This is a genomic window from Paenibacillus sp. FSL K6-1096, assembly GCF_037977055.1.
Taxonomy (GTDB): Bacteria; Bacillota; Bacilli; order Paenibacillales; family Paenibacillaceae; genus Paenibacillus_AQ.
On the sequence record NZ_CP150274.1, the window covers coordinates 2,756,968 to 2,776,796 of the forward strand.

General features: G+C 54.9%; 16 protein-coding genes. 2 read left to right on the forward strand and 14 right to left on the reverse strand.

The window, feature by feature from the left end; all coding sequences use genetic code 11:
• The first annotated feature begins 22 nt into the window (after window positions 1–22).
• The gene (locus MHI24_RS12110) at window positions 23–1,303 is read left to right on the forward strand and encodes a glycoside hydrolase family 125 protein (RefSeq protein ID WP_340025866.1); all 1,281 of its coding nucleotides are present in this window, start codon (window positions 23–25) and stop codon (window positions 1,301–1,303) included.
• Window positions 1,304–2,396: 1,093 nt separating this feature from the next.
• Here the strand turns inward: MHI24_RS12110 and deoC are convergent.
• From deoC to MHI24_RS12170, 12 genes are all read right to left on the reverse strand, one after another.
• Window positions 2,397–3,074, reverse strand: a complete 678-nt coding sequence (gene deoC / locus MHI24_RS12115) for a deoxyribose-phosphate aldolase (RefSeq protein WP_340025867.1) — start codon at window positions 3,072–3,074, stop codon at window positions 2,397–2,399.
• A 95-nt stretch (window positions 3,075–3,169) separates the two neighbouring features.
• The gene (locus MHI24_RS12120; protein ID WP_340025868.1) at window positions 3,170–4,927 is read right to left on the reverse strand and encodes a HAMP domain-containing methyl-accepting chemotaxis protein; all 1,758 of its coding nucleotides are present in this window, start codon (window positions 4,925–4,927) and stop codon (window positions 3,170–3,172) included.
• 230 nt (window positions 4,928–5,157) lie between these two features.
• A complete protein-coding gene (locus MHI24_RS12125) occupies window positions 5,158–6,234 on the reverse strand; it encodes a bifunctional 3-deoxy-7-phosphoheptulonate synthase/chorismate mutase (protein WP_340025869.1) in 1,077 nt (358 codons plus the stop codon).
• A 489-nt stretch (window positions 6,235–6,723) separates the two neighbouring features.
• Complete coding sequence (locus MHI24_RS12130; protein WP_340025870.1) at window positions 6,724–8,985, reverse strand: PAS domain S-box protein; 2,262 nt, start codon at window positions 8,983–8,985, stop codon at window positions 6,724–6,726.
• A 186-nt stretch (window positions 8,986–9,171) separates the two neighbouring features.
• Window positions 9,172–9,561: a response regulator gene (locus tag MHI24_RS12135; RefSeq protein ID WP_340025871.1), complete on the reverse strand. Its 390-nt coding sequence runs from the start codon at window positions 9,559–9,561 to the stop codon at window positions 9,172–9,174.
• Window positions 9,562–9,707: 146 nt separating this feature from the next.
• The gene (locus MHI24_RS12140; protein WP_340025872.1) at window positions 9,708–10,382 is read right to left on the reverse strand and encodes a Na-translocating system protein MpsC family protein; all 675 of its coding nucleotides are present in this window, start codon (window positions 10,380–10,382) and stop codon (window positions 9,708–9,710) included.
• A 371-nt stretch (window positions 10,383–10,753) separates the two neighbouring features.
• Window positions 10,754–11,818 carry an ABC transporter substrate-binding protein gene (locus MHI24_RS12145; protein ID WP_340025873.1) on the reverse strand — a complete coding sequence of 355 codons (1,065 nt, stop codon included), beginning with the start codon at window positions 11,816–11,818 and terminating at the stop codon, window positions 10,754–10,756.
• Between the two features lie 53 nt (window positions 11,819–11,871).
• The gene (locus tag MHI24_RS12150) at window positions 11,872–12,204 is read right to left on the reverse strand and encodes a ferredoxin family protein (RefSeq protein WP_238653109.1); all 333 of its coding nucleotides are present in this window, start codon (window positions 12,202–12,204) and stop codon (window positions 11,872–11,874) included.
• The gene (locus MHI24_RS12155; RefSeq protein WP_340025874.1) at window positions 12,201–13,808 is read right to left on the reverse strand and encodes an FAD-binding protein; all 1,608 of its coding nucleotides are present in this window, start codon (window positions 13,806–13,808) and stop codon (window positions 12,201–12,203) included. Before MHI24_RS12155 ends, MHI24_RS12150 begins: the two co-directional genes overlap by 4 nt.
• Window positions 13,809–13,872: 64 nt before the next feature.
• Complete coding sequence (locus tag MHI24_RS12160) at window positions 13,873–14,760, reverse strand: ABC transporter permease (RefSeq protein ID WP_340025875.1); 888 nt, start codon at window positions 14,758–14,760, stop codon at window positions 13,873–13,875.
• Between the two features lie 15 nt (window positions 14,761–14,775).
• A complete protein-coding gene (locus MHI24_RS12165) occupies window positions 14,776–15,597 on the reverse strand; it encodes an ABC transporter permease (protein ID WP_340025876.1) in 822 nt (273 codons plus the stop codon).
• Window positions 15,598–15,695: 98 nt separating this feature from the next.
• Window positions 15,696–16,472, reverse strand: a complete 777-nt coding sequence (locus tag MHI24_RS12170) for an ABC transporter ATP-binding protein (RefSeq protein ID WP_340025877.1) — start codon at window positions 16,470–16,472, stop codon at window positions 15,696–15,698.
• A gap of 392 nt (window positions 16,473–16,864) precedes the next feature.
• Between MHI24_RS12170 and MHI24_RS12175 the strand changes: the two genes are divergently transcribed.
• Entirely contained in the window at window positions 16,865–18,001 is a 1,137-nt protein-coding gene (locus tag MHI24_RS12175; RefSeq protein ID WP_340025878.1) for an LLM class flavin-dependent oxidoreductase, read from the forward strand.
• Window positions 18,002–18,384: 383 nt separating this feature from the next.
• Here the strand turns inward: MHI24_RS12175 and MHI24_RS12180 are convergent, their stop codons facing one another.
• Both MHI24_RS12180 and MHI24_RS12185 read right to left on the reverse strand, forming a co-directional pair.
• Complete coding sequence (locus MHI24_RS12180) at window positions 18,385–18,618, reverse strand: hypothetical protein (RefSeq protein WP_340025879.1); 234 nt, start codon at window positions 18,616–18,618, stop codon at window positions 18,385–18,387.
• Between the two features lie 4 nt (window positions 18,619–18,622).
• A complete protein-coding gene (locus MHI24_RS12185) occupies window positions 18,623–19,624 on the reverse strand; it encodes a TIR domain-containing protein (protein ID WP_340025880.1) in 1,002 nt (333 codons plus the stop codon).
• Between the last annotated feature and the right edge of the window lie 205 nt (window positions 19,625–19,829).

Below are 19,829 nucleotides of genomic sequence, written 5' to 3' on the forward strand. Positions count from 1 at the left end.
CTATGCCAGGAGGAGTTACACGATGAACCTGCCAGCTTCCATTACCGCTTATCTGAACGAGGCCGACGAACGGCTTGCGCACCACCCGAAACTCCAGCAGTTGTTCCACAACTGCTTCCCGAACACACTGGAGACCACAACCAAGCTGCTGGAGGACGGCACGACCTTCGTATTCACCGGCGATATCCCGGCCATGTGGCTGCGGGACTCGACGGAGCAGGTGCGGCACTATATTCCTTTTGCCAAGCATGACCCTGAATTACAGCGGATTCTCCGCGGCCTGATTGCCCGCCAGATGTTCTATGTGAATATTGATCCTTACACCAATGCCTTCAATGAAACGGCAAGCGGCCAGCATTACCGGGATACGGATGACTGCAACCTGAACCCGTGGATGTGGGAGCGCAAATATGAGCTGGATTCCCTGTGCTTCGTTGTGCAGCTGGCTTATATGTACTGGAAGGAAGCGGAGCAGACCGACATCTTCGATGCCGCCTGCTACCAGGCGCTGACCTCCATTGTAAATACTATAGAGACCGAGCAGCGCCATGGAGAGAAGTCTCCCTACCACTTCATCCGCCAGACGCTGAAGGATACAGAGACGTTGCAGAATGACGGCCGGGGAATGCCGGTTAACTATACCGGGATGAGCTGGTCGGGCTTCCGCCCGAGCGATGACAGCTGCGAATTCGGCTACAATATTCCTTCCAACATGTTCGCTGTAGTGATTCTGGGTTATATCCGCGAGATGGCCAGTGAGGTCTATCAGGATGAGCTGCTGGCGTCCCGGGCCGCGAAGCTGCGCAAGGAGATCGACTTCGGCATCCGCACCTACGGCATCGTGAACCATCCGAAGTACGGCAGAATTTACGCCTATGAGACGGACGGCTACGGCAATTACTCCTTGATGGACGATGCCGGAACCCCGGGACTGTTGTCCATTCCTTATATTGGTTATGTGGGCGTGGAGGATGAGATCTATCAGAATACCCGCCGGTTCGCGCTCAGCTTCGACAACCCCTTCTACTTCGAGGGCAAGTTCGCCAAGGGCATCGGCAGTCCGCATACACCGGGCGGTTATGTGTGGCATATGGCGCTGTCCATGCAGGCGCTGACGGCGGATAATGATGCGGAGATGAAGGAGCTGATCGATATGCTGATCCGCACCGATGCCGATACCGGCTACATGCATGAGGGCTTCCACCCCGATAACCCGGCCGACTTCTCGCGCGAATGGTTCGCCTGGTCCAACAGTCTGTTCGCCACGCTGATCGGCAAGGCGATGGATAAGGGGCTGGTTTAGGGGGCTCGCGGCCTATCCAGTTATTTCTCTCTCACCGACCAGTTGTATAGGGAGCATTGTTGCATATTTTGCAGGATTCTTCTAAAACTGTTACTGATTTGTGGTAGAATGTTGCATTATTTGCACAAATTCCATTGCAGGGAGCAAGTTAGCGCTTACTTTGTTGCATTTCGTGCAGGATTTCGGCACAAACCGCTTTTATTGAGCAGTATTGTTGCACCTTTTGCAGGATTTCTCTAAAATGGTCCTGGCTGGGGAGCATGGGGCCTATACTTCATCTCTGCGGCACCTCTTGTATTCTTTTTTTCGCATATATTTGGCCCACGTATAATAAAAAACAAGGACCTGGATAAAACTCACAGTGTCCTTGTTTTTTCATATTGTCAAAGGCCTGTTGATCTTAGCCAAGGTTACATCTTTTATTCCCTGGAAATCAGTCTTCAATAATGCTTGCTTACAGCCTTCCCCCTCAACCATAGATCACTCATAAAATTGTCCGCCTAAAATATATATGGAAATGGAGTGAGGGGGCTAATTATGCTAAAGCTGAATAATATCAGTTGTATGTATGCTTTATTATTATTCATTGAATTGCAATTAATGGGGAATGTAAATAGACTGAGTAGGACAACTGGTTTAGATTTCGTTTTTACAAATAGATTGGTCTCAATTTTTAATATAATATTTTTTATATTAGGCACGACTTTCTTCGTTTTTTATACCAACAAACATTTTAAAGAATCTAAATTAAATTATTTCACGGCAATTTTGTGGCTGCCATACTTCGCCATTTTCGTATTTGTTTTTACCACAATATGGCCAAATGTGAATCCTGCTGAAATGGTTCCTCCAGTGCATGGGCTCCTTGCTATGGGTGCTATGGTTATATATCCTTTTTATATAACTTTTATTAATTTGTTAAGTACTCTTAAATACAATTAATTTATATAGTGGAACGGCAGCACTCATATGTTCTTTAATAGTTGGAGTAAATCCACCTCCCTTACTTCCTCTAAACACAAAACGGCTGCGGCTCCCTTGAAGGTTGAACTCAAGGAGGCCGCAGCCGTTTCTTAATCTGGCTTGATTCTGCTTAGTAACCGCTCTGGCTCTGCTCGCCCTTCGCGATGGCTACGCCGCCGCTGGTGCCGATCCGGCTTGCGCCTGCGCCGATCATTACCATCGCATCCTCAGCACTGCGGACACCGCCGGAGGCCTTCACGCCGATCTCCGGTCCGACCGTTGCCCGCATCAGGGCGATATCTTCCTTCGTCGCACCGCCGGTAGAGAATCCGGTAGAGGTCTTCACGAAGTCTGCGCCCGCTTCGACAGCAAGCTTGCAGGCACGGACCTTCTCCTCTTCGGTCAGCAGGCAGGTCTCGATGATCACCTTGGTCAGCGCCTTGCCGCGTGCCGCCTCAACTACAGCCGCAATATCCCGCTTCACCAGCTCATTGTCCCCGTCCTTCAGCGCGCCGATGTTGATGACCATGTCCACTTCGCCGGCACCGTTGCCAATCGCATCCGCTGTCTCAAAAGCCTTCGTCTCCGGCGTAGAAGCTCCCAGCGGGAACCCGATCACCGTACACACCTTAACCTCCGGTGTATCCTTCAACACGGCATGGGCGGTGGAGACCCAGGCCGGATTCACGCAGACCGAGGCGAACTTATAGGCTTTGGCTTCTTCGGCAAGCTTGATAATATCGTCTTTCCGGGCATCTGCCTTCAGCAGCGTATGGTCGATCATCCCGGATATTGTCGTGTCACTCATCATTAATTCCTCCATCTAATCGGTAATGGATTCAGCATCCCTTGTAATCATACCAATAGTGGGACGCTTTGGAAAGCTGGCGGCCGGAACAGCCCCTATACATTCACCTGACGGATGGCCTCCCGCAGCTCGCCGGTACTGGTGCTGATCGTCTGCGAAGCCTCGTAGACTTCTTGGATTCTCGCCAATTGCAGACGGGTCAGCTCACGGATCTCCCGGGTCTGCTCGGCGGCCTCCCCGGCGATATCCGCCATGCTGCCCACCGCCGCGGCAACCTCCTCAGAACCGGCGGACAGCTGCTCAGCAGTTGCTGACACATCGATGATCTGTCCGGCTACCTCACGGAAGGCAGTGGCCGCCTCCATAAGAGAGGCCTCCGCTTCAGCGGACATCCGCACCCCTTCCTGCACCTCAGCAGATGCTCCTGACATCTGCACCCCGATGCTTGCCGAAGCCTGGCTGATCTGCTGCAGCAGCCCGGTCACCTGCTCGGCGGCTGCTGCGGAGCCTTCCGCCAGCTTGCGCACTTCACCGGCTACGACCGTGAAGCCTCTGCCATGCTCGCCTGCACGCGCCGCCTCAATGGAGGCGTTCAGCGCAAGCAGCTTCGTCTGGTCTGCAGACTGCCGGATCGCAGCCAGCGCGCCTTCAATCTCATCCGTATAGCCTTGCAGCAGCAGCACAGTATCCAGGGTCTCCCCGGTGGATACCGAGATCGACTGCATCTGCTGATTCGTATGGTTCATCGCGGTCTGGGAGGACAGGACAATGTCCAGCGCCCGGGCTGCGGATTCCGAGACCGCCGCCGAGGACTCCGAGATCCGCGAGATACCCAGCGCCATCTCATTCATGGCGATCGCACTGCTCTGCGCCCCTTCGGTCTGCGAGTGAGCACCGGCATCAATATCGCTGATTCTGCCGCTGACCGTCTCGCTCATCTGCAGCACATCACCGGCATTCCTGGTGAAGGTCGCGGAGGAGCTGTAGAGACTGTCGGACGCGGTGGACACCCCGGACACCATTCCCCGCACTCTGGCATTCAGGTCTCCCGACATCTGGAGCATCGCCTGATAAGCCCTGCCAATCTCATCCCGGGAGGTGACCGGACGGGTACCCAGAATACGGGCAGCCCCGGCAAGGTCCCCTCCGGCCATAGCGCCTGCGCTCTGCGTAATTGTCTTCAGCGGACGCAGCGACCTGGAGACGAACCAGGCCAGCACCGCGAGCGCACCCAGCGACAAGGCCAGAATAATACTGTAGAGCGGCAGGCTCTGAATCAGGACATCCCGGGTCAGCGTACTCAGGACCGCAACATCGGTATCAATCCCCAGCGCCCCGACCAGCTTGCCGCCAGTGTCCTTCATAGGAACAAATGCCGAGATATAATCCCCGTATTCAGGATTCCGGATCAGCGGCGTACTGGCATTCTCACCGGCAAGCACCGACTGCACCGCAGCAGCGGGCATATCCGTAGCTTCATTGATCCCCGAGGCCAGCGGGTCCCCCTGCGGTCTGCCGTCAATCATCAGCAGCGGCTGGCGGGCTTCATCAATCCGGACAAAATACACATAGCGCGCCCCAATCGACTTACGGAACTGGTCCAGCTCATCGCGGAGCGCCCAGTACAGGTCCGACTCCTGCGGATCGGCCAGGAACTGCTTATAGCGGCCAGGATCTATCTGTGTCACATAGTGGCTGGCGATGCTCATGTTGTAGCTGCTGATCGTGTCTTTGACCGCTGAGCCGGTATTCGCCCATTGAATGGCGGCGTTGCCCGCTGTAATACATAGAATTACTGCGGTCATAACACAGAGAATACGGGCAATCAATCGGGTCCTGATAAAAGAAAACATGGAGGCCTTCCCTTTCGCGCATTACAATTGCGTGGTTATAGTAGGGCCATCCGAATAAGCAATGACAAATGTCCCTCTCCCGGAAAATTTCGACAAACTTTTTGAAAATCCTTTTCCAAAGAGGAATTGAATGGTTTAAATTTATATATTTAAAAAAGGCTGCTTCTGAAGCCCAATCGCTCCAAAAACAGCCTACTGCCAACTGAATACAGCTTCTCCCTATTTCCGGTCTAACGATACAGGCCCGATGCCTTCACTTCATTGAAGAAGGTGTTGAACTCCTCGATGTTGAGCTGCTGGGCGGCATCGGACAAGGCAGTGGCCGGGTCAGGATGCACCTCCACCATAATCCCGTCAGCTCCGGCGGCCAGGGCGGCCTTGGCGCACGGAATCAGAATATCCTTGCGGCCGGTGGAATGGGTAACATCCACCAGCACCGGCAGATGGCATTCCTGCTTGAGAATCGGCACTGCGGAGATATCCAGCGTATTGCGCGTCGATTTCTCGTAGGTGCGGATGCCGCGTTCAATCAGCATAATCTCCATATTGCCGCGCGACATAATATATTCGGCCGCATGGACGAATTCATCCAGCGTAGCAGAGAGTCCGCGCTTCAGCAGCACCGGCTTGTTCACTTCCCCTACCGCCTTGAGCAGCTCGAAGTTATGCATATTCCGCGCGCCGACCTGAATCACATCCACATAATCCAGCGCCTCTTCAATATGGCGGGGGTCGACAATCTCGCTGATGGTCAGCAGCCCGTATTCATCCGCCGCTTCACGGAGAATTCTCAGTCCGTCCATCCCCAGACCCTGGAAATCATACGGGGAGGTACGGGGCTTGAAGGCTCCGCCGCGCATCACCTTCACGCCTGCCTTCTGCAGGGCGGCCGCCACGGTGCGGGTCTGCAGCTCGCTCTCTACCGAGCACGGCCCGGCCACCATCAGCGACGACAAGCCGCCGACAGTGACTCCCCCCGGAAGGGAGATAACGGTATCCTCGGTATGGTTCTTGCGCGCAACCAGCAGGGACTTCTTGTGCTCCGTACTCTGCAGGTCCAGTGAAGCAGAGAAAATCTGCTTGAACAGCGTGCGGATCGTTCCGCTGGTGAACGGCCCCTTGTTGCTCGCCACCAGCTTCTCCAGCATCGCCTTCTCCCGTTCAGGATCGAACTTCGGCACCCCCTGCTTCTCTTTGAGAACACCAATCTCCTGCACAACTCCGGCACGCTCCGAGATCAGCTCCAGCAGCTGGGCGTTAATCTCGTCCAATCTTGTTCTCAGATCCTCTAGCTCCATATTGCTCATTCTTGACACTCCCTTGTGTAATTAATGATTAACCCTATAAACGAACGCAAAAAGGCCCCCCGCCGCAAGGGACGAGGAGCCGTGGTACCACCCTTATTCAGAAATGAATCCTGCTGAGATTGCAGCTACAGGCGGCGCACTTATATATGCCTGGGATTCATTCTATCTTCAACCCGTTAACGCAGGGGGCGGGCCGCCCTACCCATACCTGCTGCAGCAGGATACTTCAGGGGCCGACTCGGAAGTGAACTTCGGCACGCGCGGTTCATGAGGGTGCTCTCAGTCTCCGGCACACCTTCCCTGTTAAGATCCGCTATACAGTGCTTACTCTCTTCGTCATTGTCATTTCATGGTATATCGGTGTATTTCATACACGAGTTTCTGCTATCTTAATCAAAAAAACGGCCACATGCAAGACCTTACAGCGATGCATTGCAGCATTAATGCGTAATTGTGTTAAATTGGTGAACAGCTTCCTGTTCGCAGGCTTCAGAAAAATTTAGCCAGCATATTCCCGACAGCTTCACTTCTCAGCGGCTTGCTGATGTACTCGTCCATCCCCGCCTGCAGGCATAGCTCCCGGTCGCCCTTGAGCGCATTGGCTGTCACGGCAATGATGACCGGACGGCGGTCCTCCGCTTCGCTCTCCCTGATCTTCGCTGTCGCCTCCAGGCCGTTCAGGCCCGGCATCTGGACATCCATGAAGATCAGATCATAGCTCTGCTGCGCAGCCATCGCTACGGCCTGCAGCCCGTCCTCCGCTAAGTCAACGGCGCATCCGCGCTTCTCCAGCATGGTGCGCAGCACGGTCTGGTTAATGGCATTGTCCTCCGCCACCAGAATGCGCAGCCCTCGGCTGGCCGGCTGTACCTCAGGTGCGGCCGCGTCTGTGCTGTCAGCAGGCTCCGCCTCTGCTTGAAGCGCCACGGTAAACACAAACGTAGCCCCTTCAGTGGCCGTGGTATCCAGATAGATGCGGCCGCCCATCCGCTCCACAAGCTGCTTGCTGATCGCCAGCCCCAGGCCTGTCCCTTCCGCCCGGCGGCTCATGAGATGATCCGGCTGGTAGAACGGCTCAAACAAGCGGCCGCGGGCCTCCTCCTTAATGCCGATTCCCGTATCCGCCACAGTGAATTGCAGCGTTAAGCCTGCCGGGCCTCCGTCCAGACGCCGGACGCTGACCCGGATACTGCCTGTGCAGGTGAACTTCACGGCGTTGCCGGCCAGATTAACCAGGACCTGCTTCAGCCGCTCCCCGTCACCTATCAGATGCTGCGGCACCTCCGGGTCCACCTCAACCCGGAGGGCCAGCCCCTTGCTCTCCGCCTTCAGCTTAAGCGGCTCCAGGGCGGAATCCAGGCAGTGCTGCAGCACGAACGGCTCGGACTGCAGTGAGATTTTGCCCGCCTCAATCTTGGAGAGATCCAGAATATCGTTAATGATATTAAGCAGGGATTCTCCGCTCTGCCGGATCAGCTCCAGATACTCCCGCTGCTGGGAGCCCGGCTCACTCTGCTCCAGCAGCAGATCGGTCATGCCGATGACCCCGTTCATCGGGGTGCGGATCTCATGACTCATCATGGCCAGGAATTCGCTCTTGGCCCGGTTCGTATTCTCGGCGGTCTCCTTGGCGATCAGCAGTTTCTTCTGCTCGGTAATGTCCTTAACGATAATATAGAAGCCCACGGTGGACTCGTTGATAATAATAGGCGCCAGAGTGGTGAGCACCTCGACCGAGTGCCCGTCCTTATGCCAGATCAGATCAATATCCTGCTCCATGGACCCGCTCTTCTGGCTGGTGCCGGTCACACTCTGCAGATGCTGTTCGCCGATAATCCGCCCGACATTCATCCCCACCAGCTCAGGAATCGTATACCCGGTCAGCAGCACGGCTTTTTCATTCCCGTTAATAATCCGCCCCTCCAGGTCCAGGGAGATGATGGCATCGTGGTTATACTTCTTCAGCGAGGTGTACCGTTCAATGGTTTCCTGCAGCTTCTGCTCGACCGCCTTGCGCCCGGTCACATCACGGCCCACGGCCAGCACGCCGCTCTCCCCGCCCCCGTCTTCCACAATCCTGAGGGTGAATTCGATCCAGAGGTAGTGTCCGTCCGCATGAAGAATCCGCAGCTGGACGCTGGGCTCTTCCAGAGCCTCCGGCGTACTGATCCATTCCATATCCTCGGGATGGACCAGGGTGCTGAGGTCACGCCCTACTAATTCCTCCGGCCTGTACCCCAGAATCTCCTGGACAGACGGCGAGCAGTACCGGCAGACTGTGCCCGGCGCAGCATAATAGATAATGTCCCGGATGTTGTCGGCAATCAGCCGGGACAGCCCCTCAGGCGGGGCGGCAGACTTCCCTCCGGATTCGGCAGCCGTACGTTCGCCCAGATGAACAACGTAATACAGCCCCTCTCCCGTCGAAGGCTCGCTGATCCGTGTCACATGCAGCAGCACCGGAACTGCAGAGCCGTCCGCATGGACCATCCTAATTTCAAATACACAAAAAGGGGCTTCCCCTGACCGCAGAATCCCCATTCTGTTCTTATATAATTGAAGGGAGCTCTCCTCCACTAATTCTGTGAAGCCGCGTCCCAGCAACTGTTCTTCCGTATACCCGAGCAAGAGGGATACCGCCGGATTCACACTTGTCCATTCTTCAGTAATGGAGAGAAAGGCTGCTCCGGCAGTTCCTGTCCTAAATGCCTGTTCCCATGGAGAAGACATTTCCGTACGCTGTTCTAGCATAAGACTCACCGCCCGTTCGTGAAGTGATTACTGCAATAAATTTATATTAAATCTGCAATATAAATATCTTGTATAATCGGGCGAATGTCAAATCATTGTCACAAATTGGTGAACCACCTGCCAGACAGAGCTCTCCCCAGTTCCCCGTCTTTGATGATTCCCTGTTGCAGTAAGCACAGATGTGCTTCAGTCTTCGCTGTTCAGCAGCCTTTTCACAGTGTCGGTGAACGCTTTAACCTGAAAAGGCTTCGTGATGTAAGCGGCAAAGCCTTTCTTGCGTGCCCTCTCAATATCCGAGGCCTGGGCAAACGCACTGGTCGCAAGCACCGGGATATGGCATGTCGTCTCATCCTGCTGCAATATTTCCAGCGCTTCATATCCGTTAAGGCCGGGAAGCCCGATATCCAGGATGATCAGATCCGGCAGAGCTTCCCGGGCCAGGCCCAAACCAAGCTCCGCCGTTTCAGCTTTCAGCAGCAATACGGAGGGCAGGTTTCTTTTGAAGATATGGTATACCAAAGCCATGTTAAGCTGATTATCTTCCACATACAGGACTGTCCGCTTATATTCCTCCATCCGGCTTATCCTCCTAAAAGTCACAGCACCACCTGCCGCGGATAGACAGAAAATAAAAAAACCGAAGAAAGGGACTCATCCCCCTTCTTCGGCTCATGTCCGGCTCATTCGCATGTCCGGCTCATTTCCGCCTCATATATGGTTATTCATAGAAAAGTATACGCTATTACACTGGTGTCCTTGTCAAAGTCCCAATCCACATAGATATCCGACAGCTCCTTGCCGAGCATCGGGGCGATGGTGGTGGTATCCTCCAGATACCGCTTCTCCATCTTGCGCTTGGTGGTCTTGAGTGTATTCTCATAGCCAAGGCTGATCAGTTCCTTCTCCAGCGGGATCAGAATGCCCTCACGCTTAATGATCAGAATGCGGGGGCCCACCCACCAGGAGTCGGTATAGACCGGTTCCTTCTGCACTTTCCTGCTTACTTCGTTAATCTGGGCATGGACCTCTTCACGCCCGGCATAGTTGTCGATGAGCGTATCGTCATTCTTGATTAGTGCAACGATCATTCCCGATGCGTTATGTATGCCCCAATCATAGAACAGCTCTCCGACCTCAATAGCCAACTTCTCCTTCAGGTAAGCCGCAAGCTCGGGAAGCAGGGACTTCATCAGAAGCTCCCTAGTGTAACGGAATGCCTGTTCCTCTTCCTTATTTAACAAAAACCTCTCCACAGGTCCGATAAAATTACGGATATGCAGCGCGATACATTGCTCGCCAATGGATGCGTGTATCGACTCAGGTCCCTTCCCGAAGCGTTCCCGCAGCAGCCTTCCTGTATAACTGGAAAGTTGGCTAGTAAGTTCTGTAGTGCTCATTCAAGTTCCTCCAGCATTATATTCTAGTGTCTATGTGTGTAGGTCTGGGGAGAAGCTCATGTCTGCTGAAGAAATGGTCGTTCACTTAAGTATAATCTCAACCGGGGGGCTTCGTATATATTTATATTTTTCTGCAGCAGCTTGGCCTGCTCCTGTATGTATCGGCGTGGTCCTAGTATTGCCCTAATTATTTCATATTACTTAGGCACGGCCGATGCGTATAAGAACATGCACCCGTCAGTCAGAGGCGATTGTATACAAAAAATGTTCCGCGGCCGGCAAGAGCTGCGGAACACCTGTGGACATGCTTGCCTATCTCTTGCTACTTGCCGCGGCAAGCTTCGGTGAAGACCTCGAAGAACGGTGTCAAATTACTTGAGCTGCCAATCGCTGATATTGAAATCCTTCTTGGCCAGCTTCTCATCGACGAGGAAGTTCTTGGTGCCCTCCAGCAACTTGATGCCGTCATCCGTGAAGGCTGTATCCTTGATATCACTGATCGGAGTGACCTGCTTCGCGATTTCCGGGGTGGTATCTCCGATCTCGGCCAGGAATTCATAATATTCATCTTCATGCTGCTTCAGGTCGGCCAGTGCCTTCTCCCGGGCCGCATTCCAGACCTTGGGGAAATCCGGGAATTTCGCAAGATACTCCTCCGACACTACGGTAGCGCTGCTTCCAAGCAAATCCGGATGTTTCGAAGCATCATCCAAATGGGTGTACCCCTGCTCAATCTGCTTAAGCGCCGCCACACCGTTATTGGTGATCGCATCTACATCGCCGCGGGCCAGTGCTGCGCTTGCATCGGGAATCAGCATATGAACCAGCTTATAATCAGTTACGCCCTCCTGCTTCAGCAAGCCGACTACGTAACGGTGCATAAACGAGCCTTTTTGGATCGCGATCGTCTTGCCCTTCAGGTCCTGCACCGTCTTCGCCCCGTCCTTCTTGCCGATCAGATAACCGACCGTATGCGCTGAAGTCTGGGCGATCAGCCGGGTCTTGGCTCCTGAGGCGTAGGCGATAATCGCTGGGGTATCCCCGAGGCTGCCGAAATCAAGTCTTCCGCTGATTAAGGATTCCGTCTGATCCGGCCCGTTCGGGAAGCCTGTCAGCTTGACCTCGGTAATTCCGTATTGTTTCAGCTCTTCCTGAATAATGCCTTTGTAAAGGCCCCAGCCTTCCGCGCCTCCCGGCAGATTCAGCTTATTGGAGCCAATGAATCCGTAATTCAGCACGGCCGGAACATTGCTTGCAGCCTTACCGCCAGCCGCTTCAGCGGTATTGGTACCCCCACTGCCTGCTGCGGAGCTGCTGCTCCCCGTATTATTGCCGCAAGCCTGCAGGACCAGCATGATCATCACCACAGCTGTAATCAGCGTGAGGCGTCCCCTTTTGCTCCATACACCTGTAATCTCTCTGTACAATCTGCTCATTGCTGTATTCTCCCCTCAGTCGTCTACTGGATGTTGTTAATGCCTATCAGAAATCAGAATCCTGCCCGGGCCGCCAGCTTCACCATGAAGTCATGACTAGCTACCGGCTGCCTGCCCTTGCCCCAGCCTACCTTCTCGCGGTAGCCGCCAAGCAGACCTTGCTGCTCCAGCTCCGCCTCTGTAATTCCGGTAATCCCCTCAGAATCCGGAGCGACATACAGCGCGTCCACCGGACAATATAACTCACACATGAAGCAGGTCTGGCAGTCGCTCTGCCGGGCGATCACGGGAATTCCGTTCTCTACCCGGTCGAATACATTGGTCGGACAGACGGATACGCATTGGTTGCATTCTACGCACCGCTCGGCGCTGATGACTTCAATCACAACAATACACTCTCCTTCGCTACCTCTTCTGTCTTCACCCATACCTGATCCAGTCCGCCGCTGATCAAGCGGTGATGCTGGCTGTCATCGCTTGCCTTGAAGTCCTCCCGTTTATGCATTCCCCGGGTTTCGGTGCGGGCCAGTGCGGAGCTGTACATCCAGCGTGCCGTTGCCGTCATCGCTTCAGCTTCACGCGCCTTCACGCCTCCCGGCGTACGCTGGATTTCCCGGCTGCGCTGCTCCTTCCATAGTCCGTCCAGACGTTCCAGCGAAGAAGCCAGCCCCTGCTCTGTACGGAACAGATTAATGTCGTACGGTTTGACTTCTGCCTGCACAGCCTCCACATATTCTGCGGTTCTGGCCGCCGCTCCCGCCTTCACTTCCTGGTGAACCAGCGGTGAAGAGGATAACCCGGCGGGTGCGCGGTGCTGCGAATGCCGGCCGAGTCCGGCTGCATAGGCTGCCGCTCCTTCTCCGGCGAAGGAGCCGGAAGACATGGCCCAGGCGGCATTGTGGCTGCCGCCTCCGGTGAACCCGCCGCAGATCAGCTCGCGGGTAGCGGCATCCCCTGCTGCGTACAGGCCAGGAACGCCTGTACCGCACTGCTCATCCGTGATTCTGATGCCGCCTGTCCCCCGGACGGTCCCCTCCAGCCGCAGAGTTACCGGGAAAAGATCCTTGAAGGGATTGATTCCCCGCCGGTCAAACGGCAGGAAGAAGTTGGTCTGCGCCACCCGCAGCAGCGGCTGCAGCTCTTCGTCAGCTCCGTCAAGCTTCGCGAACACCTGGCGGCCCGCCAGCAGATTCCTGGCAATGACCGAGCGGCCCTTCTTGGAGCCCGCTCCTTCCACCACACTGCCGTCCTCATAATAGAAGCTGGCATAGCTGTAGTACGCGGTCTTCGTCACAGAGGAGAAGGTCGGGCAGATCGCATAGGCGTTGGAGAACTCCATGCCGGACAAGCTCGCCCCTGCTTCAGCAGCGAATAAGTAACCATCACCCGTCAGGACGTTGCAGCCCAGCGCCTTACTGAGGAAGGCGCAGCCCCCGGTAGCGATAACTACCGCCCCGGCGTGCACACTCCAGGCTGCTCCGTTCTGGGTCTGCACTCCGGCCGCTCCGGCTACCCCGTGCTCATCGGCGAGCAGCTCCAGCACGGGACTGTGATCCAGAATCTTCACCCCTGCCTTCTTCACCAGCTTGCGCATCAGACGCATATATTCAGGTCCCTGCAGGCCCCGCCGGTATGGATTGCCTTCCTCATCTAACGGGAACGGATAGCCGCTGACACCCAGTCTGTTCATGTTCTCATAAGTACGGTCCAGCACCCGGTCCATCCAGCGCTGCTCAGCCAGCTTGCCGCCCATCGCGTAGCGGCTGGCCTTCGCTGCCTCACGCAGCTCCGTCTCCGGCTTCACGTACCACACTCCAGTGCCCGACGGGGCAGTCGCACCGCTGGAGCCGCAGTAGCCCTTATCGGCCAGGATCACCTTCACTCCCTTGGCTGCGGCTGTAAGTGCCGCCCATGTTCCTGCCGGACCTCCGCCGATTACCAGTACATCTGCCGTCAGTTTCAATGTTTCCTTCAGTGCCTGTTGGTTCATGTTGTTGCCCCCTTGGTTTCATTAGCTTTAGCGTTTCATTAGTTTCATTATCATTAGTCCGTCTTCAGCCTTGATAGCTGTCACGCCAGTACAGGAATTTGCGTTCAATGACGCGGAATAGCGAATCGATTAGCTTGCCGACCACGGCGAAAATAAGTATTCCGACAAAAATCACTGCCGTATTGGAATTCTGCTTCGCTTCATTAATGAGAAATCCAACCCCGGACTGCGATCCGATCAGTTCAGCAACCACCAGACCGATCCAGGCCACAGCCATCGACAGGCGCAGGCCCAGGAGAATGCTGGGCAGCGCAGCCGGCAGGATCAGCCGCCGCAGCTTCTGCAGCGGACTGAAGCCGAGCACCCGGGCCACCTCGAAGAGCTTATTGTCCACTCCCCGGATGCCCATGAAGGTATTAATATAGAGCGGGAAGAAGGAGCCGCTCATGATAATAACCACCTTGGAAATCTCCCCGAAGCCAAACCACAGAATAATCATCGGGGCAATCGCCAGATGCGGAACCAGCCGCAGAATCTGAACACTCGGGTCCAGCAGATAGGCAGCGCTGCGGAACAGGCCGGTCAACGTCCCCAGCAGCAGGCCGAGAATTCCTCCAATCAGGAACCCGGTGCCCGCCCGCCCGATGCTGACGCCCAGATGATGGACAAGCTCTCCCTTAACGGCCAGATCCGCAAATGCGGAGAGGATCGTCAGCGGTGCCGGAAGAAATTCCGGCGAGATCCAGCCTGCGCTCCCGCCAAGCTGCCATACGGCCAGCACCGCTACGGGAATCACTGCCCCGGTGCCCCAGTTGGACAAAAGGGCCTTCCAGGAAGACAAGGTTAACCTTCTCTTGTTGTTATGCGTAGTTATTGGAGCAGTTCCGCTATAATCACGGGCTTCCCTTACCCCCTTGGCTGTCTTGATTATGGCTTCTATCCCTTCACTCATGCTGTTCTTCCCCTCCTATCCCTGATAACTGTCCCGCCACCGGAGCAGACGCTGTTCGATCAGGCGGACAATCGTGTCACTCAGCAGTCCGACAGCGGCAAATACAATAATTCCGACAAATACAACAGGCGTATCGGCAAACTGGCGGGCATCCGACATCATGTAGCCGATCCCCGAGGTAGAAGCGATAAGCTCCGCGACCACCAGCCCCAGCCAGGAGAGTCCCAGCGACAAGCGTACCCCGAGCATAATATTCGGCACCGCCGCAGGCAGCACCAGCCGCACAATCTGCTTCCCTCTGCTGAAGCCAAGCACTCTGGCTACCTCAAACAGCTTGTTATCCGTCCCGCGTATCCCCATAAAGGTATTGATATAGACCGGGAAAAACGCCCCTTTGGCAATCAGCAGCACCTTGGATTCTTCGCCGATGCCGAACCAGAGTATGAACAGCGGCACTACGGCAAGGCTCGGAATCATCCGGATCATTTGCAGCGAGGGGTCCAGCAGCCTCTCTGACCGGCGGAATAATCCGACCAGTATGCCAAAGAACAGGCCGAGCCCGCCGCCAAGCAGAAATCCAGACAATGCCCGTACAACACTGATTCTCAGGTTACTCCATAAATCCCCGGTAGACGCCAGCGTAATGAACGACTGGACAATCGTATATGGTGTGGGGAACAGCAACTCCGAGATCACTCCGTAATGGCCCAGAATCTGCCACAGGATCAGCACCCCTGCCGGAAGCAGCAGCCCCAGGCCGGCAATGACCGCTTTTCCAGGTCCATTAGACCGTCCGGTTCTTCCGGCATTTCCTGCCGCTACAGTCCGCTCTGCCATGGCTGTCCCTCCTTCTAAATTAATATATTCGCATGAATTAAGTCGGATATGGAGCAGCACTTACCCTCACTTTTCCATAATAAGCAACTGGAGTTACTTTATATCCCGGCCCCGTCCTTCAGCTCAAGCTCATCCACCTTCTCGAAGTAATTCAATACCTTGAGCCGCAGCTCTTGAAAGGAGGTTGTTGTTTTCTTGCGCGGATAAGGAAGATCAATGGGAACGATTTTGCGGATCCGGCCGGGGCGGGGCTCCAGAATGACCACCCGGTTCCCCAGGAACACGGCTTCATCAATATCATGGGTCACAAAAATCATTGTCGTCCGGTTCCGCCGCCAAATGTCGAGCAGCACCGCCTGCATATGCGCCCGGGTAAAAGCATCCAGCGCGCCAAAGGGCTCATCCAGCAGCAGAACCTTGGGACTGCGCAGCAGTGCCCGGGCAATCGCTACCCGTTGGGCCATCCCTCCCGACAGCTCGCGGGGATAGGACTTCTCGAAGCCGCCGAGCTTCACCAGCTCAATCAGCTCATCTACCCGCTGCCGGATATCCGGCCTGCCCAGCGGCAGATCCGAGGCAATATTCTTCTCTACTGTAAGCCAGGGAAACAAGCGGTGCTCCTGAAAAATAAACCCCTTATCAATTCCCGGCCCGCTGATCGCCGCTCCCTCCAGGGTAACACTGCCGGTATAGCCGGTATCCAGACCGGCAATGATGCGCAGCAGGGTGCTTTTGCCGCAGCCGCTGGGTCCAATCACCGTGATGAACTCGCCCTCCTGTACCTGCAGGTCCACATCCTCCAGCGCCTGCACCTGGCCTCCAGCGGTATCAAAGTGCTTATTCAGTTCTGTAATAGACAACAAAGCCTCTCCCATATCTGCTCCTCCTCCTGGCTGAATTCTATTAGTAACAAAAAACAGAGGGACCTCGCGCTACAATCACGCAGGCACCTCTGTATGTACAGTCGGCAAGTTATAATCCAAAGTAATTTGATTGGAATTTGTAAATTTAAAATATCATCCCTCAGTTGATCTGTCAATAAAAATACACAATATCCGAGCGGATTAATTTTATTTGATGCTGACATTCTTCTGAAACTATGAATCAACAACGGCGATGCAGCCAATGTTAAATGTTATTTGCAAACTTCCACTCATATACTTACATTTAGTAAGTGTTTGTGATATACTGGGCTATATCCTTGCACTAACGGACAAGCTTAAGCTATGCAGTTATCTAATATTCTGGATTATAAGGAGTCAGTACCATGAATAACCAAGGGAATACACAAGCGAATGCGCAAGCAAATACGCAAGCAAAAGAAACAAGCCTGCCGGAGTTCGAATTCGGCATCTATACACTGGGGGATATCGTCACCGACTGCCATACCGGGCAGCGGATCAGCCCGCGCCAGCGCCTGCATGAAGTGATTGCCGCCGCCAAGCTTGCCGATGAGGCCGGACTGGATGTATTCGGCGTCGGCGAGCATCACCGGCTGGACTTCGTGATCTCTTCTGTACCGGTCGTGCTGGCTGCTATCGCCCAGGCAACCCAGCGGATTAAGCTTACCAGTGCCACCACTGTGCTAAGCACTATTGATCCGGTCCGCGTGTTCGAGGATTTCGCCACACTGGACCTGCTGTCGGACGGCCGGGCGGAGATTATTGCCGGGCGGGGCGCTTTCCTGGAATCCTTCCCGCTGTTCGGCTATGAGCTGGAGGATTACCAGCAGCTGTTCAGCGAGAATCTCGATCTGCTGCTCACCCTGAACCAGCATGAGGTCATGAACTGGGAGGGCCGATTCCGCTCCCCGCTGCATAATGCCGAGATTGCCCCGCGCCCGCTCCAGCCGAAGCTGCCGCTCTGGGTCGGCATCGGCGGGTCGGCCGAGAGCGCAGCGAAGGCCGGAACGCTTGGAACCGGCATGGCTATTGCGATTCTGAACGGCAGCCCGGAGCCGTTCCGGCAGCTGGCCGAGTCGTACCGCAATGCAGGTGCCGCCGCCGGCCACCGGCCGGAGGACCTGAAGATTGCCATCACCAGCCACGGCTATATCGCCAAGACTACGCAGCAGGCATTGGATGAGTATTACCCTTATTACTACAGCTACCGCAATTCGATCAGCCCGCAGCCCGGCCAGGAATACCGCGTCTCGCGCAGCGAATTCAGCCAGTTCACCTCGCCGGACAATACGCTCGCTGTGGGCAGCCCGCAGCAGATTATCGAGAAAATTCTCTACCAGCATGAGCTGTTCGGCCACCACCGCTTCATGACCCAGCTCGATATCGGCGGCCTGCCCTACGCCAAGGTAGCCGCAGCCATCGAGCTGCTCGCCACCGAGGTCGCCCCGGTGGTCCGCCGGGAGCTTGCGAAGAAGCGGAGCGGCCTCTCCTCCGCGCAATAACATATGTTTGGATACTGATGCCGCCCGGTGGATGGGCGGCATCTCTTGTTTTGGCGGGTTCAGGTGCATTAGTGCACCTGATTTCAGCCCACCGCCCACTTTCGCCGGAACCAGGTGCACTAGTGCTCTTCATTCGGCCTGCGCACCATGCCATCTGCCCATTGTATTCGGTTTTTCACACACATTTGGCCCACTTCCCACCAAAAGACAAACAGCCCCCCGGCATCCGCCGGAGAGCTGCGTAAAAACATAAAATCGTATTGTACCTGCTGGAAGCCTCATGAAGATGTTACTTAGCAACTCTTCAATGCTATCCAGTGACTTTTAATGTTATCCAGTGACTTATGATCTAATGATTCCAGTAACTTGCTTCTTTAACTTAACTACGCAAATGAAGGCTTGCTGTTATCTACCTTCCCGCTGACCAGCTTCTTGTACTCATCGTCTCCGCCTTCCAGCGAAGGTGCAAGATATACACCTGGCACCGAAGGTGTAAGCTTGGTGCCGGATTTGCGTCTGGGACGGCCCTTGCTGCCCGTGCCTGGGCTGTTGCCGTCACCGCTTGCAGACCGGCGGGCACTACTGGATATACTAACGGCATTCTTCATATTCTTCATCCTGTTAGTCCCCTCCCACTAAATGATTGACGGTACGGAACAAATCCCGGTTGTAGGCCACAACTGCGGTGAGATCCTCTGCCGACAATCCCTGATTGCCAGAGAAATGCACCGACAGAACATGCTTCTCACCTAAAGGATAGCACAGGATATATACCTCCGCAACTTCCGTTCGCTGTAAAAACGTCCATTCTTTCGCCAAAAAAGCATCCAGCACACCCGGCTTGCCGCCCGGCTCACCGGAGGCCGAGAACGGATACACATGCCCGCGTCCCACGTTCCCGCCCACTTGCTTCAGTCCCTCGCCTTCTTCGGCCCGCCACATGGCGGCACCGATCACCCGGCAATCCTCCGGGGCGACGAAGGAATTGCGGACCGCTTCACTGAGCGCCTGATACTTCTCCCCCGCCTGAGGGGGCGATACATTATTATTATATTGCCAAAAGAAGTGAAGGATACTTTCTTTTCGCCTAAGCTCTGAACGAAGCTGCTGCAGCTCCACGGCCGGGTCATGGTACTTGCCCTGTGCCTGAATGATATCGATAATCTTGCCGCAGCTGACATCCACCGCCGCTGTGGCATTCTCATGCTGTGCTTCATATTCCAGCGGCGTCAGCCCGGACAGATCGGACAACAGATGATACGCTTCCACATTCTCGCCCGGGATCAGATCGCTGCGGGCGGGAACCTGGTCCGGCAACAGGCAGAAAACGCGGCCGCGCCGCAGTCTGGACCAGAACAGGCCCATCTCAAACTGGGTGTTATCCCGGGTCACATAATAGTATTGTCCCCTAATCTGCGCCACATCATCCGGCGAGAAGACAAATACGGCAAAATCGCTCATATCCAGATTCCGCTCCAGCGACTCCATTGTGTATTCATTCGGCCGGAACGCGGCAGCATACCAGGGATGAACCTCGGCGCTGCGCTTGAGCTGTTCATGAATCGCCCGGGCATAGCGGATGGATTCTCTCGAAGAACCAATGAATAATCTAGGTCTGATCACGGCGGCACTCCTTTGTGTTTCCCAATATGTAATAATTATACAGAAGTTTCCCGGCGGGGAATAGAGTTTACAATAATATTAAGGGGCTTAACAGAAATGCTTCCATCCTCGTTGTTATCCGAATCATTAACATTTTTGTAGATTTAAATTTAAATAATAAGTGTTCTCCAGCCGATGAAACGGGTAATAGCGGTATATCTATCCG

What these genes read in the sequence shown, in the direction of transcription:
- MHI24_RS12175 (WP_340025878.1), top strand. Translation starts at nt 16,865, where the DNA reads ATGAATAACCAAGGGAATACACAAGCGAATGCGCAAGCAAATACGCAA.
- MHI24_RS12130 (WP_340025870.1), bottom strand. Translation starts at nt 8,985, where the DNA reads ATGCTAGAACAGCGTACGGAAATGTCTTCTCCATGGGAACAGGCATTT.
- MHI24_RS12110 (WP_340025866.1), top strand. Translation starts at nt 23, where the DNA reads ATGAACCTGCCAGCTTCCATTACCGCTTATCTGAACGAGGCCGACGAA.
- MHI24_RS12180 (WP_340025879.1), bottom strand. Translation starts at nt 18,618, where the DNA reads ATGAAGAATATGAAGAATGCCGTTAGTATATCCAGTAGTGCCCGCCGG.
- MHI24_RS12125 (WP_340025869.1), bottom strand. Translation starts at nt 6,234, where the DNA reads ATGAGCAATATGGAGCTAGAGGATCTGAGAACAAGATTGGACGAGATT.
- MHI24_RS12155 (WP_340025874.1), bottom strand. Translation starts at nt 13,808, where the DNA reads ATGAACCAACAGGCACTGAAGGAAACATTGAAACTGACGGCAGATGTA.
- MHI24_RS12165 (WP_340025876.1), bottom strand. Translation starts at nt 15,597, where the DNA reads ATGGCAGAGCGGACTGTAGCGGCAGGAAATGCCGGAAGAACCGGACGG.
- deoC (WP_340025867.1), bottom strand. Translation starts at nt 3,074, where the DNA reads ATGAGTGACACGACAATATCCGGGATGATCGACCATACGCTGCTGAAG.
- MHI24_RS12160 (WP_340025875.1), bottom strand. Translation starts at nt 14,760, where the DNA reads ATGAGTGAAGGGATAGAAGCCATAATCAAGACAGCCAAGGGGGTAAGG.
- MHI24_RS12140 (WP_340025872.1), bottom strand. Translation starts at nt 10,382, where the DNA reads ATGAGCACTACAGAACTTACTAGCCAACTTTCCAGTTATACAGGAAGG.
- MHI24_RS12120 (WP_340025868.1), bottom strand. Translation starts at nt 4,927, where the DNA reads ATGTTTTCTTTTATCAGGACCCGATTGATTGCCCGTATTCTCTGTGTT.
- MHI24_RS12170 (WP_340025877.1), bottom strand. Translation starts at nt 16,472, where the DNA reads ATGGGAGAGGCTTTGTTGTCTATTACAGAACTGAATAAGCACTTTGAT.
- MHI24_RS12145 (WP_340025873.1), bottom strand. Translation starts at nt 11,818, where the DNA reads ATGAGCAGATTGTACAGAGAGATTACAGGTGTATGGAGCAAAAGGGGA.
- MHI24_RS12135 (WP_340025871.1), bottom strand. Translation starts at nt 9,561, where the DNA reads ATGGAGGAATATAAGCGGACAGTCCTGTATGTGGAAGATAATCAGCTT.